Origin of the sequence: Paenarthrobacter sp. NPDC089988 (genome assembly GCF_044748465.1) — a bacterium.
Taxonomy (GTDB): domain Bacteria; phylum Actinomycetota; class Actinomycetes; order Actinomycetales; family Micrococcaceae; genus Arthrobacter.
In genome coordinates this window covers 1-14082 of sequence record NZ_JBIVGD010000038.1, presented here as the reverse complement: position 1 = coordinate 14082, position 14082 = coordinate 1, and the positions used below count along the sequence as shown (strand labels likewise).

At 61.9% G+C, this 14082-nt stretch carries 15 protein-coding genes; 10 read left to right on the top strand and 5 right to left on the bottom strand.

All coding sequences use genetic code 11. From position 1 onward, the window contains the following. The first annotated feature begins 515 nt into the window (after positions 1-515). Positions 516-1946, top strand: a complete 1431-nt coding sequence (locus ACIPV6_RS23435; protein WP_400273191.1) for an APC family permease — start codon at positions 516-518, stop codon at positions 1944-1946. Then, the gene (locus tag ACIPV6_RS23430; protein ID WP_400273190.1) at positions 1943-2692 is read left to right on the top strand and encodes an IclR family transcriptional regulator; all 750 of its coding nucleotides are present in this window, start codon (positions 1943-1945) and stop codon (positions 2690-2692) included. The genes ACIPV6_RS23435 and ACIPV6_RS23430 overlap by 4 nt, the downstream gene beginning before the upstream one ends. Positions 2693-2818: 126 nt before the next feature. Here ACIPV6_RS23430 and ACIPV6_RS23425 read toward each other — a convergent pair whose 3' ends face one another. After that, entirely contained in the window at positions 2819-3820 is a 1002-nt protein-coding gene (locus ACIPV6_RS23425; RefSeq protein WP_400273189.1) for a glucose-6-phosphate dehydrogenase assembly protein OpcA, read from the bottom strand. Then, positions 3817-5325, bottom strand: coding sequence for a glucose-6-phosphate dehydrogenase (gene zwf / locus ACIPV6_RS23420; protein ID WP_400273192.1), 1509 nt, complete (start codon positions 5323-5325; stop codon positions 3817-3819). The genes ACIPV6_RS23425 and zwf overlap by 4 nt, the downstream gene beginning before the upstream one ends. Between zwf and ACIPV6_RS23415 the strand changes: the two genes are divergently transcribed. Next, complete coding sequence (locus tag ACIPV6_RS23415; RefSeq protein WP_400273193.1) at positions 5255-5428, top strand: hypothetical protein; 174 nt, start codon at positions 5255-5257, stop codon at positions 5426-5428. The genes zwf and ACIPV6_RS23415 overlap by 71 nt on opposite strands. A gap of 34 nt (positions 5429-5462) precedes the next feature. Here ACIPV6_RS23415 and ACIPV6_RS23410 read toward each other — a convergent pair whose 3' ends face one another. From ACIPV6_RS23410 to hxlB, 3 genes are all read right to left on the bottom strand, one after another. Beyond that, on the bottom strand, positions 5463-5672 hold the full coding sequence (locus ACIPV6_RS23410) for a hypothetical protein (protein WP_400273188.1): 210 nt from the start codon (positions 5670-5672) through the stop codon (positions 5463-5465). A 130-nt stretch (positions 5673-5802) separates the two neighbouring features. Next, complete coding sequence (hxlA, locus tag ACIPV6_RS23405) at positions 5803-6426, bottom strand: 3-hexulose-6-phosphate synthase (protein ID WP_397326625.1); 624 nt, start codon at positions 6424-6426, stop codon at positions 5803-5805. Between the two features lie 57 nt (positions 6427-6483). Next, entirely contained in the window at positions 6484-7086 is a 603-nt protein-coding gene (gene hxlB, locus ACIPV6_RS23400; RefSeq protein ID WP_397326624.1) for a 6-phospho-3-hexuloisomerase, read from the bottom strand. 269 nt (positions 7087-7355) lie between these two features. On the opposite strand from hxlB, the gene ACIPV6_RS23395 reads away from it, so the two are divergent. The 7 genes from ACIPV6_RS23395 (at position 7356) to ACIPV6_RS23365 (ending at position 13954) form a co-directional block, all read left to right on the top strand. Further along, positions 7356-8114: a FadR/GntR family transcriptional regulator gene (locus tag ACIPV6_RS23395; protein WP_400273187.1), complete on the top strand. Its 759-nt coding sequence runs from the start codon at positions 7356-7358 to the stop codon at positions 8112-8114. Continuing rightward, on the top strand, positions 8115-8822 hold the full coding sequence (locus ACIPV6_RS23390; RefSeq protein ID WP_400273186.1) for a cache domain-containing protein: 708 nt from the start codon (positions 8115-8117) through the stop codon (positions 8820-8822). 422 nt (positions 8823-9244) lie between these two features. Then, the gene (locus ACIPV6_RS23385) at positions 9245-10729 is read left to right on the top strand and encodes an APC family permease (protein WP_400273185.1); all 1485 of its coding nucleotides are present in this window, start codon (positions 9245-9247) and stop codon (positions 10727-10729) included. 383 nt (positions 10730-11112) lie between these two features. Continuing rightward, entirely contained in the window at positions 11113-11490 is a 378-nt protein-coding gene (locus ACIPV6_RS23380; RefSeq protein WP_397326618.1) for a cupin domain-containing protein, read from the top strand. A gap of 9 nt (positions 11491-11499) precedes the next feature. Continuing rightward, positions 11500-11985 (top strand): dimethylamine monooxygenase subunit DmmA family protein, encoded by a 486-nt coding sequence (locus ACIPV6_RS23375; protein WP_400273184.1) that lies wholly within the window; start codon positions 11500-11502, stop codon positions 11983-11985. After that, complete coding sequence (locus tag ACIPV6_RS23370; RefSeq protein WP_400273183.1) at positions 11982-12959, top strand: PDR/VanB family oxidoreductase; 978 nt, start codon at positions 11982-11984, stop codon at positions 12957-12959. The genes ACIPV6_RS23375 and ACIPV6_RS23370 overlap by 4 nt, the downstream gene beginning before the upstream one ends. Beyond that, entirely contained in the window at positions 12956-13954 is a 999-nt protein-coding gene (locus tag ACIPV6_RS23365) for a heme-dependent oxidative N-demethylase family protein (RefSeq protein ID WP_400273182.1), read from the top strand. Before ACIPV6_RS23370 ends, ACIPV6_RS23365 begins: the two co-directional genes overlap by 4 nt. The last annotated feature ends 128 nt before the right edge of the window (positions 13955-14082 follow it).

The following is a 14082-nucleotide window of genomic DNA, read 5'->3' as shown; positions in this document are numbered from 1 at the left end:
GCGACAACGGATCCAACGGATGCGAAACACCCACCAAAACCTCAGTATCAGCATTCAAAGTCACAACTAACTCCTTTGTTTCCTGGGAAGGGACGTGGGTCCCTCTTGTAAACGGAACGGACCGTAGATGGCAGACCTGTGCCCTGGGGCAGGTCTGACTGAAGTTCGAAGTACAGCGGGCCGGCAGAGCTCCTCAAGGAGCCTCACGGGGTGTGATGCCAGTCACTCGCATTCCGTCTGTGTGAAAAAGCTACGCCACTCAAAAGGTTTATGCGAGGCCTTTTTTGAATATTTAGGTGAGAAATTCGCAGGCACTTTTTCCCACCCCAGTTAACATGTTGGAAACATACGGAATCGCCTTCACATCTGTAAGAGAAGGGGTTCGGAATGCTAATGTTTTGCTTCTCGGCTCGATGGCGCCCGCCCCTTATCAGCACCGTAGGCATGCCTGTCCGAGGGAAAGTTGGTACTCAATGTCTGCCCGCAGTGATCGCTTCATAACGCGACAATCACCAGTGGAGGGCTTGCGCCGTCGAAAACTTTCCTTCCTGCCTGTCTTCGCGCAGGCGGTAGCAGGCGTAGCGCCCGCGGGTGCCATGTCGGTGATCCCTGCCCTGGTCTTCCCAGGGCTTGTGTTCGGAACTGGCGGACCCAACCTGGTGGTGACGTTCGGCGCGGCCATGGCGGTCATGGTCCTGGTCTCGTTCTGCCTCCGCCCCATGGCAAAACGCATGGCTGCAGTCAGCGGCCTGTACAGCTACACCGCCAAGGGATTGGGACAACGCACGGCCATCACCGCCGGCTGGTCCGCCCTGTTCGGTTACGGGCTCGTGGCCATGGCCGGATTGCTGGTGGTTGGCATCTACACAGCCAAGCTCTTCAGCAACCTGGGCGTGGCGGCAGCGGATTCCACGTTGTTTCCGGTGCTCGCCATCCTGGTGGCCGCTGCAGCTGCGTGCTACCTGATGATCCGGGGAATCCGGATCTCGGCATGGTTCACGGTGCTGATGGAAGCTATCTCCATCGGGGTCCTGGCCGTGCTGATGATCGTGTACTTTGCCTTGAACGAGTCCGGCACCGATTTCAGCAGCGCGTTTGCGTGGAGCGGAAATTTTGACGCGCTCCCGCTCGGCATCGTGGTAGCAGTCAGCGCCTTCGTGGGCTTCGAAAGCCCCACCACACTGGGCGGCGAAGCGCATAAACCGTTCGTCAGCGTCCCCCGCGCCATCACCTGGACCCCCATACTGATGGGCGTCCTGTGCCTGATCTCCGTGTCAGCGCAGGATGTTGCACTCAAGGACGCTCCGCTGAGCATTGCCGGAAGCACAACTCCCCTGTCCGATCTTTTCTCCCAGACATCACCCATCTTCGCGGCCGTGCTGGACCTTGGCATCGCAGCCTCGTTCTTTGCCTGCGCGATCGCTTCAATGAACGCCTTCGTCCGCATCCTTTTTTGCATGGGCAGGGAAGGCGTCGCCCCTCGGATCTTCGGCCGGACCCACGCCGCTTTCCGAACCCCCTCGACGGCGATCATGGTCACCATGCCGATTGTCGCCGTCGTGCCCGTAGCGATGATCGCTTCGGGCGCCAGCCCCGAAAGGGGCCTGGCAATCCTTTTCACCCTGGGCGCGTACGGATATCTGGGTTCGTACACGCTGGCCAGCGCCTCGCTTCCCTTTTTCCTCCGCAGGATCGGCGAAAGCACCGTCTCAAGTTGGGTGCTGGGCGCAGTGACGTCACTGGCCTTGGGGGCGGTGATCTGGACGGCGACGGCAATTTCCATCGGCTCCGGAAACCTCCAGGCATTCGTCTATGCGGGCGTCCTCCTGGCCAGCGTCCTTTACGCCACCTTCCTGCACTTCCGATTACCTGATCGCCTGGCCTCCGTCGGAATCTACGACGAGACCCGGGACCTGGACCTCTTTAATGGCAGGCCAACTCGATGAGCATGAATTACAGACCGTCACATACCAAGCCGAGCTCAACGCTGAACTCGCTCAAAGTGCTGGAAACCGTTGCCCGTTTCGGCACGGGCACCACGGCCAAGGAGATCACTGACTCGCTGCAGATGCCCCAGGCAACGGCGTACCGGGTCTTGAACTCGCTGGTTGCGGACGAGTACCTGGCGCGGACCTCGGACCTGCGGGGCTTTGCGCTGGGGCACGCGATCTCGGGCCTGATCACGGCGGCCACCCCGCCCACGGTCCCCACGGCAGCCCGCAACGCCATCCAGGAATTCCGCAGCAAGAATCGCTTTGCCGTGCATCTCATAATGTTCAGGAATTCATCCCTGAGAATTGCGGACGAAGATCCGGATTATCCTTTGCATTCGGTTTTTGAAATGCTTCGTTATCCGCATACCTCTGCAGCCGGAAAACTCATGCTCGCCGAACTGGGAGATTCCGCGGCACCATTTCCCAAGGGACCGCTGATGCGGCTCACTCCCCAGACCATCACGGATGCCGCGCTCCTTGAAAAACAACTTGAAGAAATAAGGGCCAAGGACGAGGCCACGGAAATCAGCGAGCTTGAGGAAGGATCAGCCAGCCTGGCCTTCCCCGTGCGGCTGGCTGACGAGCCGGCCGGCGCTGCCCTGTGCCTGACCAGCCCGGCTGAGCGATTCACCGCAACCTGCGAACACGAAGACGAGGCACGCGACCTGACCGCGCGGTTGGCTCCCCTCCTGTTCTAACCCAGGACTTTCTTAAGTACGACGGCGCCATCACCTTTGGGAGGTGATGGCGCCTTTGCGTTGGTGGAACTTTGTGTCCGAGGTTGCGCCCTTGGTCGGCCGGCCGCGCTGGGTCAGCCCGCTGGGTTAGAGCGCCGCGAGGGCGTCGTCCACGCTGCTGAGCGCGGAAACCAGCGCATCAACATCCACGTTCCGTTGGTGGACGCACTCCCGGTTCATTCCAGTCAGGTCGAAGGCGCGGACGGTGTCTCCGAAAACGTCGTCCGGGACCAGCCGGCGGAGTTCTTCGGCGAGGCAGTCCTTGAGGCCGCGTCGGGCGAGGGTGATCCGCTGTGCTGGTTGGCCTGGCTGGGTCAGCTCGGCCACGGTGTGACCGGGCCGGGAGAGCCGGATGACACCTGCGGTGGTGTTCAGCCGGACTCCCCGGATACCGGTACCGGGTGGATCCGCCACGATGGTGACCGGGGCCAGGAGCGATCGTCCCAGCCACGTCGCCAACAGCATGGTGCTTGGCGAATCGGAGGCGCCCTCCACCGTGATGCCGGTGACAGCAGCGCCGTCGGCCTGTTCCAGCGCGGCGGCGAGTTGGATGCGCCAGTTGGTGAGGCGGGTCCAGGCGAGGTCGGTGTCGCCGGCTTTGTAGGTGTTGCGGATGGTGTCGAGGGCTTGGGCGGGGTCGGGTTCGTTGGCGGAGTCGGTGATGCGGCGGTGGGCGATGGCTCCGATGGAGGTTTCGCAGGCACTTTCGGGGGCGCCGTGGGGCCACCAGGCCACGATGGGTGCGTCGGGGAGGAGGAGTCCGGCGACGAGGGATTCGCTTTCGTGGGCCATTTGGCCGTAGCCGCGCAGCACGATGACTTCGGACGCGCCGGCGTCACCGCCGACGCGGATTTGCGCGTCGAGCCGGTCCGGGGCTTCGGCGCCGGCGTCGGCCAGGACGATGATCCGGCAGGGGTGTTCCCTGCTGGCTTCGTTGGCGGCCTCGATCGCTTCTTCTTCCTGCCCTGATTTGGTCACGACTACCAGGGTCAGGACCCGGCCCAGGGCGATCACGCCGCCTTGCTCGCGCAGGGAGGTGATTTTCTTGGAAATTTTCGAGGTGGTGGTGTCCGGCAGATCGACAATCATGGCCTTCTCCAGGTTCGTCCGTCACGGGCAAGGAGTTCATCGGCGGCGGCCGGTCCCCAGCTGCCCGGTGCGTAGGGTTGCGGTTGTTCATCCAGGGACGCCCAGTAGTCCTCGAACGGGTCCAGGATCTTCCAGGACAGTTCCACTTCCTGGTGCCGGGGGAACAGGGGCGGCTCACCCAGGAGCACGTCCAGGATCAACCGCTCGTACGCTTCGGGGGAGGATTCGGTGAAGGAGTGACCGTAGCCGAAGTCCATGGTCACGTCCCTCACTTCCATCTGCGTGCCCGGGACCTTGGACCCGAACCGGATCGTGGCGCCCTCATCGGGCTGGACCCGGATCACCACCGCGTTCTGCCCGAAGTCATCCTCCCCATGGTCACGGAAGAGCAGGTTCGGGGCGCGTTTGAACACCACCGCGATCTCCGTCACCCGACGGCCCAGGCGCTTACCCGCGCGCAGGTAGAACGGCACCCCGGCCCAACGCCTCGTGTTGATGTCCACCCGGATCGCAGCGTACGTCTCGGTCTTCGAATCCGCGGGGATGCCGTCCTCATCCAAATACCCCTGGACTTGCTCGCCGCCCTGCCAGCCGCCGGTGAACTGCCCCCGGGCCGAGTGCGTGGACAGGTCTTCGGGGAGTTTGACCGCGGCGAGGACCTTTTCCTTCTCCGCCCGCAAATCATCGGCGTTGAACGAGATCGGCTCTTCCATCGCCGTCAATGCCAGCAACTGCAGCAAATGGTTTTGGATCACGTCCCGGGCCGCACCCACACCGTCGTAATACCCGGCCCGGCCGCCGGTGCCGATGTCCTCGGCCATGGTGATCTGCACATGGTCCACGTAGTTCGCGTTCCACAACGGTTCGAACAACTGGTTCGCGAACCGCAACGCCAGAATGTTCTGCACCGTTTCCTTGCCCAGATAATGGTCAATCCGGAACACCGCATCCGGCGGGAACACCGACTCCACAATGTCATTCAAAGCCCGGGCGGAGTCCAGGTCATGACCGAACGGCTTCTCGATCACCACCCGCCGCCACTGCCCCGGCTTGGCCTGCGCCAGGCCGTGCTTGGAGAGCTGCCGGCAGACCTGCTCAAACGCCTTGGGCGGGATCGACAGGTAGAAGCCGTGATTGCCGCGGGTGCCGCGGGTTTCATCCAGCTCCTCCAACACATCGCCGAGGCGCTCGAAAGCGTCGTCGTCGTCGAACTCGCCCTGGACAAAGCGGATACCGGAGGCAAGCTGCTCCCACACCGCCTCATCGAACTTCGTCCGGGCGTGGGCCTTCACGTTCTCTTTCACCTCAGCAGCGAAATCAGCGTTATCCCACTCACGGCGACCAAAACCCACCAACGCGAAACTCGGCGGCAACAACCCACGATTAGCAAGGTCATACACCGCCGGCATCAACTTCTTCCGGGCAAGATCACCAGTGACCCCAAAGAACACCAACGACGACGGCCCGGCAATACGACTCAAACGACGATCCCGCGGATCCCGCAACGGATTCCGCAAACCGGCAGTCCTTGACCGCGAGCTGGGCGTGGCCGGTGAATCTGTGCTTACCGGCGAATCAACGAACGTAATAGACATTGTTGCCTTCTAACTGTCGACGGCGGTCCCCGCCGTCGGACCGACGGTCACGCGAGGATGAGCTCGCGGGTCTCCCCGAAGGGGACGGAGTCGCTCAGGGCGAGGGTGTAGCGGCCAGGCTGGTGGCGCGTTACCAGGATTCCAGCGAATCTCTGGGGCTTCTGGCGGAGCACAGCCTCGGCGTCGTCGAGCATCTCGTCGTGACGCCAGGGGTCCGTAACCAGGACTTCTACTTGTTCATCGGCCAGACAAATCATGGTGACCAATTCCTTTCAGGGATGAGGGTCCCCCAAAGCCAACCCCTCATCCTTGGGGTTGCTGTGTGGATCGAAAAAGGTGGCGTCCCGCGGACTGCAGAATGCGGGACGCCACCTCTCGATCTGATGGTTAGGAGATAGCAGCGCGGAGAGCCTTGGCAGCCAGGGCCGGGTCCTCTGCACCGTAGATTGCGCCACCGGCAACGGCTACGTCAGCGCCGGCCTTCTGGACGTCCGGGATGGTGGCAACCTTGACGCCACCGGCAACGGAGAACGGGACGCGGGCTTCAGCACCGGCGCGCAGCAGGCCGTTCAGGTCGAAGCCAGGCTTGGCCTGCTCGTCCAGGCCAGCGTGCATTTCAACGAACTTTGCACCCAGGGCGCGGACTTCCTTGGCACGGGTAACCTTGTCCTCGATGCCGATGAGGTCAACAACCACGCCCTTGTTGTGGGCCTTTGCAGCCTTGACGGCACCGGCGATGGTGGAGTCGTCAGCAGCACCCAGGACGGTCACCAGGTCCGCGCCGGCCTTGAAGGCGATGTCGGCTTCAAGCTCGCCGGCATCCATGGTCTTGAGGTCGGCGAAGACGATCTTGTCCGGGTGGGCGTTCTTGACGGCGGTGATGACCGGCAGGCCCTCGGCCTTGATCAGCGGGGTACCGAGTTCGATGATGTCAACGTATTCGGCAACCTGGCCGGCCAGTTCCAGGGCAGCTTCGGTGGTCAGGAGGTCGATGGCAACTTGGAGCTTCATGATGTTGTTTCCTTTGTGATTGATGTATTGCGATGGATGGGAAAATCTTGGGTGTTCTTACTCGAGGTTTGCGTGACGCAGCCACAGCTCTTCAGCCGGCTGTGCGTCGTTGTCCCAGAGCGACTGGAAGATGGCTTCCGTGGCCACGAACAGGGCCTGCTCGAACAGCGAACCTGAGTACTGGCGGGTCACCGAGGAGCCGTGGTCGGTCTTCTGGGCGGCCGGGATGATCACCAGCGCGTCGGCCAGGCCGGCGAGCGGGGAGTCCGGGTTGGTGGTGAACGCGGCGATGCGCGCTCCTGCCTTGGCGGCGGTTTCGGCGGACTTGACCACACCGGAGGTGGTGCCTGATCCGGACGCCACCAGCAGCAGGTCGCCGGAAGCGATGGCCGGGGTGGTGGTGTCGCCCGCAATGTGGACCGTGAGGCCCAGGTGCATCAGGCGCATGCCGGCCATGCGGAGGACCAGGCCACTGCGGCCTGCTCCTGCAACGAAGATCCGGCCCGGGTGGGCGAGGTGGCTTGCCAGGCGAGCCATCTGCTGTTCGTCGATCTTGGCGACTACGCCCTGCATTTCGTCCCTGACGAGGGACACATTGCGGACAATGTCGGAGGCGGTTGTATACGTAGCAGTCGTCGTTGCGCTTGCTGTCGGATTCACGATTCTGTCCCTTCGATTCGGTCCTCGGCCTGTCTCGGCCATCGGAGTGCTTTTCGGTTGACAACTATGTTTCCGCCTCAAAAGGGGTGGGGTAACACTGTTTTCTGACGGTTCTTCCTACACTTAAGGATTGGTGGGGTAGCCAACTGCCTTGTACCGGGAGGCGTGGATCCGTTCCTCAAAAAAGTCTTGGCTGAATCAAAACTTTCAAGTAACCCTCCTCTGTAGTATTGGAGCCAACTCGTACCCGATCCCCGGAGCGCAGACCCTTGGCATCGCCTTCTTCCTTCCAATCGCAGATCTACCGGTCTTTGCCGGAGATCGAGCGTGCCGATGCGATTGTCGACAGAATCTCCACCGCCATCTCCCTTGGCTTGCTCAAAGTGGGCGAACGCTTGCCCGCTGAAGCCGCACTGTCCGAGATGTTCGGGGTGGGTGGAGCCACACTCCGCGAAGCGCTGAACGAACTGCGCGAACGCGGAATCGTTGAAACCCGCAGGGGACGCAGCGGCGGGTCTTTCGTAGTCAGGCAGCCCGAGACCCAATCCGAGGCCATGCGCGCCTGGTTCCTCTCCACTTCGATCTCGGAAATCCGCGATATCGGTGACGAGCATGCAGCCATTGCCGCAGCAACCATCCGATTGGCCTGCGAACGCGCCGAAACCCATGACTTCGAACGCTTGCAGGAGCTGGCGCGGGCGCTGGTCCTGGCCCACTCCCCCGAAGTCCGCGCGTCTGCCGACAGCCGGTTCCACGTGGAACTTGCGGTGGCAGCCCAGTCACCACGACTTGCCAACGCCGAGATCCGGCTGCAGCAGGAGACGGTCCAGCAGCTGTGGACGCCCCTGGCCGTAGCATTTGACCCGGAAACAGCCACCGCTGAACACTTGGAGCTCGTCAGGGCGGTTGCCCAGGACCAGCCCGAGAAGGCCCAGGCGTTGGTGCTGGAACACATCAGGCGGAACATCTTCCACTTGATCGATACAAAGCTCACCCTCGGATATGCCCAATCAACCCAGGATGCATAAATGAAGCTAGTCGACGAAGTAGTACACGCCGCCAATGCCCTCACCTCGTGGACCAGCAGTGTTTCGTCCAGCATCGGGGAACTCGCCAGCCACGTCGGCGCACTGGTGGAAGGAAACCTGGGCGACCGGCCAAAGGTGGACCGCCCGGCACTGAAGGGCCTTGAGACACTTTCGAAGGATTTCCTGACAAAGAACTCCTTCGCCGTTGGCGCGGGAACGTTCTTCGCTGCCGACTCCGTGGAGCACGGTGACCATCTCCTTGAGTGGTGGACCCGGGGCGCCTCGGGCTCAGTCGAGAAGCTCGATGCGGATCTGACGCCGGGCAGCAACCGCTATTACGACTACGAGAAGTTGCCCTTCTTCTCCACGGCGGCGGCCACGGGGGAACAAACCCTCTGGGGTCCGTATATCGACTACCTCGGTTTCGAGGAATACATCATGACGTTCACGGCACCTTGGTCCATCCACGGCCAGTTTGCCGGCGTGGTGGGGTGCGACATCCGCATCAAGGACCTTGAGCCCATCATCATGCCGGACCTCCGCAGCATCCACGGCGATGCGGCCCTCATCAATGCCAGCAACCGCGTCATCCTGGGCAATTCCGGAGCGTACCTCGTGGGCGACCGGATCAAGGACGGGCCGGTGGAAAAGCACCGGGTAGACCTGGATGTTCCGCACTTGGGCCTTGCCCTGATCTACAGCACCTGACAACTGCCGGGAACAGCCCCTGCCTCCTTGGACTACCGGGAGCCGGGGGCTGATTGGCATGCCCGGATGCAGACGCCGCAGCACGGTGGCGACAATCCCAGATGCACAAAAGTCCCAAAAATAAAAGCTGTTGAACTGAGGTTTTTAAGCTGTAGTCTCTGGAGTGATTTACTTCACAGGAAGCTTGGCGTCCAGGCCAAACCCCGCCCCGGGACACGAAGCGGGTGACCCAACACCCGCACGCAGCAGCCGGCTTCCGATGCTCGGCGCAGGCATTTTTTTGATGCGCATCTGAATGTTTTAGCTATGACTTGCCGGAAGGATCGTGGCCATGGCCGCACCTCACAAGGCGATGGACCCCACCAAGGGACGTGAACGGCAGATCCATGAAGCACGACTTAGTTCAGTCAAGGGAGATTGTTATGAGTGAAAAGCGATTAGAGGGCAGTGACGGCCTGGAGCGGTCCATCGATTGGAAACAGGGGCTGGCCATCGCGCTGGGAGTTCCCCTTCTGATCCTGCCCTCGCTGGGCTACCTGCCGATGTACCTGGCCGCCGGTGCGATCCTGATCTGGGGGTTGTCCGTGATCCAGGGCTTCTTCCAGAACGCGGCCTACGCGGAAATGGCCACCACGTTCCCCAAAGCCTCGGGCCTTCCCGGCTTTGCCCAGCACGTCTTCCGCACCGAGAACTACCAAGGGAAGTACGACAAGAGCAAGCTGATTGGCGGCTTCAGCGCGTGGGCCTACTGGTTCGCCTGGACCCCCGTGCTGGCCATCTTCTCCATTCTGGTGGGCAGCTACCTGCACGGACTGTTCCCGGCGCTGGGCGAGCTGTTTACCGAGAACCAAATGACCCTCATGACCGGACTGGTGATCTTCGGAGGCCTCTTTGTGGTCAACTGGTTCGGACTCAAGGACGGCGCCAAACTGGGGTACGTCCTGGCCGCCTTCTCGCTGATCCCCCTGGTGGTCCTGACCGTGGCGCCCTTCGCCACGGGCCACGTCGACATGGGCAACATCACCGGGAACCTGGTGCCGGCCGACTGGGCCTGGGACATGCACCATATCCTGATCCTCCTCGGCATCTTCGCCATTGCCCAGTGGAGTGCTTGCGCCTGGGAAACAGCCGCCATCTACGGGCCGGAGTACAAGAACCCCGTCAAGGATGTCTCCAAGGCACTCTTTGCCTGCGGCGTGATCTGCTTCTTCTCGTTTATCCTTGTGCAGGCCGCCGTGATCGGCGTGCTCGGGGTGGACGGAGTACTGGACCAACCCGTGTCCCCGTTGATTCCCGTGGCCCACGCCGTCTTCGGCGAAGTGGGTTCCATGGTCACTATCTTCATGCTGATCGCAGCCATGGTTTTGATTATCCAGACCGCCTACCTGGGATCCTCGCGAGCCATGCACTCCATGGCCATTGAGGGCAACCTCCCACGCTCCCTGGGCAAGACCAACCGCAACGGCACGCCTTTTGTTGCCATGCTCGTGATCGGCGCCTTCAACCTCGTACTCATCTTCATGGGCAATCCCGCCGCGATTGTTGCCGCGTCGGCCATCGGCTACACCTGCGCCAATGGCATCAGCCTGTTCGCGTACGTCCGGGCAAAGAAGCACCCTGCCTTCGCCGGCTTGGACCGGCCCTTCAAGGCCCCCAGGGGCTGGAAGAACGTAGCCATGGTGTTCGGCCTGTTCAACCTTCCCTTATGCCTGATTGGCGTCGTCTACTTGAACAGCCTCGAAATCGGCTGGGCCCCCACCTGGGTGGGCTTCATTGTGCTGGCTCTCTACGTTCCCATCTGGTTCTACTCGCAGCGCCAGGCGGCGCGCCACAAACCAGAGCCAGGTGCCGCCGTCGTACCTGATGCACGCCCCGGGGCGAACCTTGAGGACGCCACGCGCCCGTAGCCGCTCCTGAATCACCGTCGGAAGGCGGGTTGGTGGACAGCTGTTGCTGCCCACCAACCCGCTTTTCTGTTGCTTTTGCAGCTCCAGGAGGCAAGTCAAACACCGGCCAGAACGTCAATCTACAAACTCATCATGAAATTTTCTAAAAAAGTCTGGACTAGAAGTATTAGGCCGAGTAGGTTTGTTTGTGGGGCCGGAGAGTGACCCGCATCACACATTCTACGTAGACCAAATGTCTTCCTGGGCTTTGATCTATCAGGGGATTCGGGTCAACTCTTCCCCCATTCAGGGCATTCAGCCCAATTTCACCTCTTAGCCGTAAAGGCACCGAAGTGAATGTTTTCTGACCACTTCCCACCACTGTCCACTCAAAGGAGAGACCCATGGAAACACTGCTTGGAACACTCAGCAAGGCCGGAGCAATCCACAAGGTGGAGGACGGATACCTCAACATCCCGTCCATGGACCTTCCCGGAAGCGAAGCCTTCATCGGTGACGCCCTCCACAACCCCGAAGGCACGGTCATGAGCGCCGGCTTCTTCGAGCTCAAGGCGTCCGAACCGTTCGAGTACACCTACACCTACGACGAGATGAAGGTAGTCATCCAGGGTGAATTCATCCTCACCGACGTCTCGACCGGCGAAGTGACCCACGCAAAGGAACGCGACGTCCTGTTCTTCCCGAAGGGCACCACCGTCAAGTTCGACACCCCCACCTACGGCCTCGGCTTCTTCGCCGGCGACCGCTCCTTCGCACCGTAAGGACCAACCATGAGTTCCGTGTCCATGCCACACACAGCGGGCAACGGCTTGGAACCTGGTTTTCGCGGTGTCATCTGCGCGTCGTTCGGCGCAGCAGATGACACCGCGGATAAGCAAAACGACAGCCAGCCCAAGCTAAACCTGCACTTCGAAGCCGCAACCCCGGAGGCCCTCTCCGAGCTGCGGTCCGCACTGGGAAGCTCCAGCGTCGGCGTCCGCCTCCTGCTTTCAGGCTCGACGGCGGACATCCGCGCAGCAGCGGCCGTCGCCGCCGAGTGCGGACTTCAGCAGGAGGAAATGACCCTCCTCAGCTCTGAATCCGCACCTCGGGCAATCTACTGCCCGCATTGCCACACCACTACCGCAACCACCGAGCCCGCCGGTTCGGAGGTTCCCTGCCAGGGCTGCAGCGTCGACCTGGTAACCACCGACCACTTTTCCCGCCGAATGGGCGCGTACCTCGGATACGCAGCCCGTGTCGAGGAGGCATCATGACTGTCACGGCACTCCCCATCAGCCCCCACCCGGCGGTTGACGGCGGCCTTCAGCTGGAAGTGACCAACATCAGTCCCCAGACCGATTCGATCGTGAGCATCACACTCGCGGATCCGTCGTTCCGGAACCTGCCGTCCTATGTTCCGGGCAGCCACCTCGTGGTCCAGTACGGGGAAGGCGTCAACGCCTACTCCCTGACCGGCTCCGGCAACGCGCCTTCCGAGTACGCCATTTCAGTGCTCCGCGTCGAAGACGGCGCCGGCGGATCCCAGGCAATGCACCGTCTCTCCGTTGGCGACCGCGTCTTCGTCTCGCGGCCCCGCAGCGCTTTCGCCCCGGCGTCAACCGCCACCCACCACCTTCTCGTCGCAGCGGGAATCGGAATCACCCCGGTCCTCTCGCACGCACGGGCCGCCGCCGACCGCGGCACCACCTCGTCCCTCATCTACGTTTACCGCCCCGGATCCGGAGCGCACGTGGACGAAGCCCGGGAACTCCTCGGTTCAGCCCTCACTGAATGCAGCAACCGCGACAGTTTCCAGGAAGTCCTCACCGATCAGCTCACCAAGCAGGGCGTGGGAACCCACCTTTACGTGTGCGGCCCCAACGCATTCATGGACTCCGTGCTGGACCAGGCCCGCCAAGCCGGATGGGCTGAAGCACGGCTCCACTCGGAGGCCTTCGGTGCAGCTGAACTGGACGACGGCGAGCCGTTCACGGTGAACCTGGCCCGGAGCGGCCTCAAGCTTGACGTTCCGGCCGGCGTCTCCCTCCTGGAGACCTTGGAAAAAGCCGGAAAGACCATCCCCAACATGTGCCGCAAGGGTATCTGCGGCGAGTGTGTCCTGCCTGTCCTCAAAGGAACCCCGCAACACCGGGATATGTACCTCACTGATCAGGAAAAGGCCCAGAACACCACAATGATGTGCTGTGTTTCACGCAGCGAAGACCCCGAATTGGAGTTGGACCTTTGAGCATCACCATCGACACACCAACTGACACCCCTTCACTCCCGGACCGCATCCGGCGTTTCCCGTTCCCCTTCCGGGACGAGATGTACCGCTACAGCGCCAACGTGGAACCGGCCAACAAGAACATCGACACGGACGCAGGCTCGTGGGGCAAGGGACTCATCGACATCGACGAGTTCTACCTCGAAGAGCTCGCCGACCGTGAGCGGATCCTGACCCGCGACCCTTCCCGGTCCCAGGTCCTCCCGCACATGAAACCGGCCGCGTGGGACACGGTGGCAACCCTGCTTCCGTCCATGGCCGAGGAAAACCCGGAGATCATGTCCTTCCACCGCGAAGGAAACCACTGCCGCTGGCACAACAGCCTGCAGAACCTGGACATCGAATTCACCATCGGCGACGATGATTCGCTGCCCGGTGGGCCTCTGCGCTTCCTCGGAACGCAGATCCAGGACGACATTGTGCTCCTGGATATCCGTGACGGCACCATGTGGCTGGACGCCGGCGTGGTCAGCTTCGCCGCTGACTGGTCCTTCGGGTTCGACGTCGGAATGAGCTTCCTGGAGATCCACGGCCCTGTGCCGAGGGTCAAGGAAGAGAACATCATCCAGCGTGCCGAGCAATTCCTCATGCGTCTCCAGCCCGGTGAGCAATTCCGGCGCACCAACTGGACCATGACCGTGGGCCGTCGCCTGGATACCTCTACGGAGACGTACCAGGAATGGGGTCCGGACCGCGGCACCATCGCCACCGATCCGGACATGCCGGACAAGCTGCACCTCCGCGTCGAGGTCCAGCACCTGGTCCGGCTCCCCCACACGGGAACCCTGCTGTTCCTGATCCGCAGCTACCTCTTGCCGCTGCGGGACATCGCCCAGGTCCCCACCTGGCGCGAGAAGTTCGGCAACATCCTCGCCGAACTGCCGGAAGACATGGCCGAGTACAAAGGCATCACCCGGTACCGCAACGCTGCCTCCGAATGGCTGCTCGCGGGCTAAGAACGTCCAAACCATCTACACATCAAAAACATAAAACAAAGGAGTTAGTTGTGACTTTGAATGCTGATACTGAGGTTTTGGTGGGTGTTTCGCATCCGTTGGATCCGTTGTCGCGGGTGGAGATCGCG

Excerpts from the sequence above, each read along its gene's own strand:
- ACIPV6_RS23430 (WP_400273190.1), top strand. The coding sequence starts at position 1,943 with ATGAGCATGAATTACAGACCGTCACATACCAAGCCGAGCTCAACGCTG.
- ACIPV6_RS23425 (WP_400273189.1), bottom strand. The coding sequence starts at position 3,820 with ATGATTGTCGATCTGCCGGACACCACCACCTCGAAAATTTCCAAGAAA.
- ACIPV6_RS23410 (WP_400273188.1), bottom strand. The coding sequence starts at position 5,672 with ATGATTTGTCTGGCCGATGAACAAGTAGAAGTCCTGGTTACGGACCCC.
- hxlA (WP_397326625.1), bottom strand. The coding sequence starts at position 6,426 with ATGAAGCTCCAAGTTGCCATCGACCTCCTGACCACCGAAGCTGCCCTG.
- ACIPV6_RS23390 (WP_400273186.1), top strand. The coding sequence starts at position 8,115 with ATGAAGCTAGTCGACGAAGTAGTACACGCCGCCAATGCCCTCACCTCG.
- ACIPV6_RS23385 (WP_400273185.1), top strand. The coding sequence starts at position 9,245 with ATGAGTGAAAAGCGATTAGAGGGCAGTGACGGCCTGGAGCGGTCCATC.
- ACIPV6_RS23380 (WP_397326618.1), top strand. The coding sequence starts at position 11,113 with ATGGAAACACTGCTTGGAACACTCAGCAAGGCCGGAGCAATCCACAAG.
- ACIPV6_RS23375 (WP_400273184.1), top strand. The coding sequence starts at position 11,500 with ATGAGTTCCGTGTCCATGCCACACACAGCGGGCAACGGCTTGGAACCT.
- ACIPV6_RS23370 (WP_400273183.1), top strand. The coding sequence starts at position 11,982 with ATGACTGTCACGGCACTCCCCATCAGCCCCCACCCGGCGGTTGACGGC.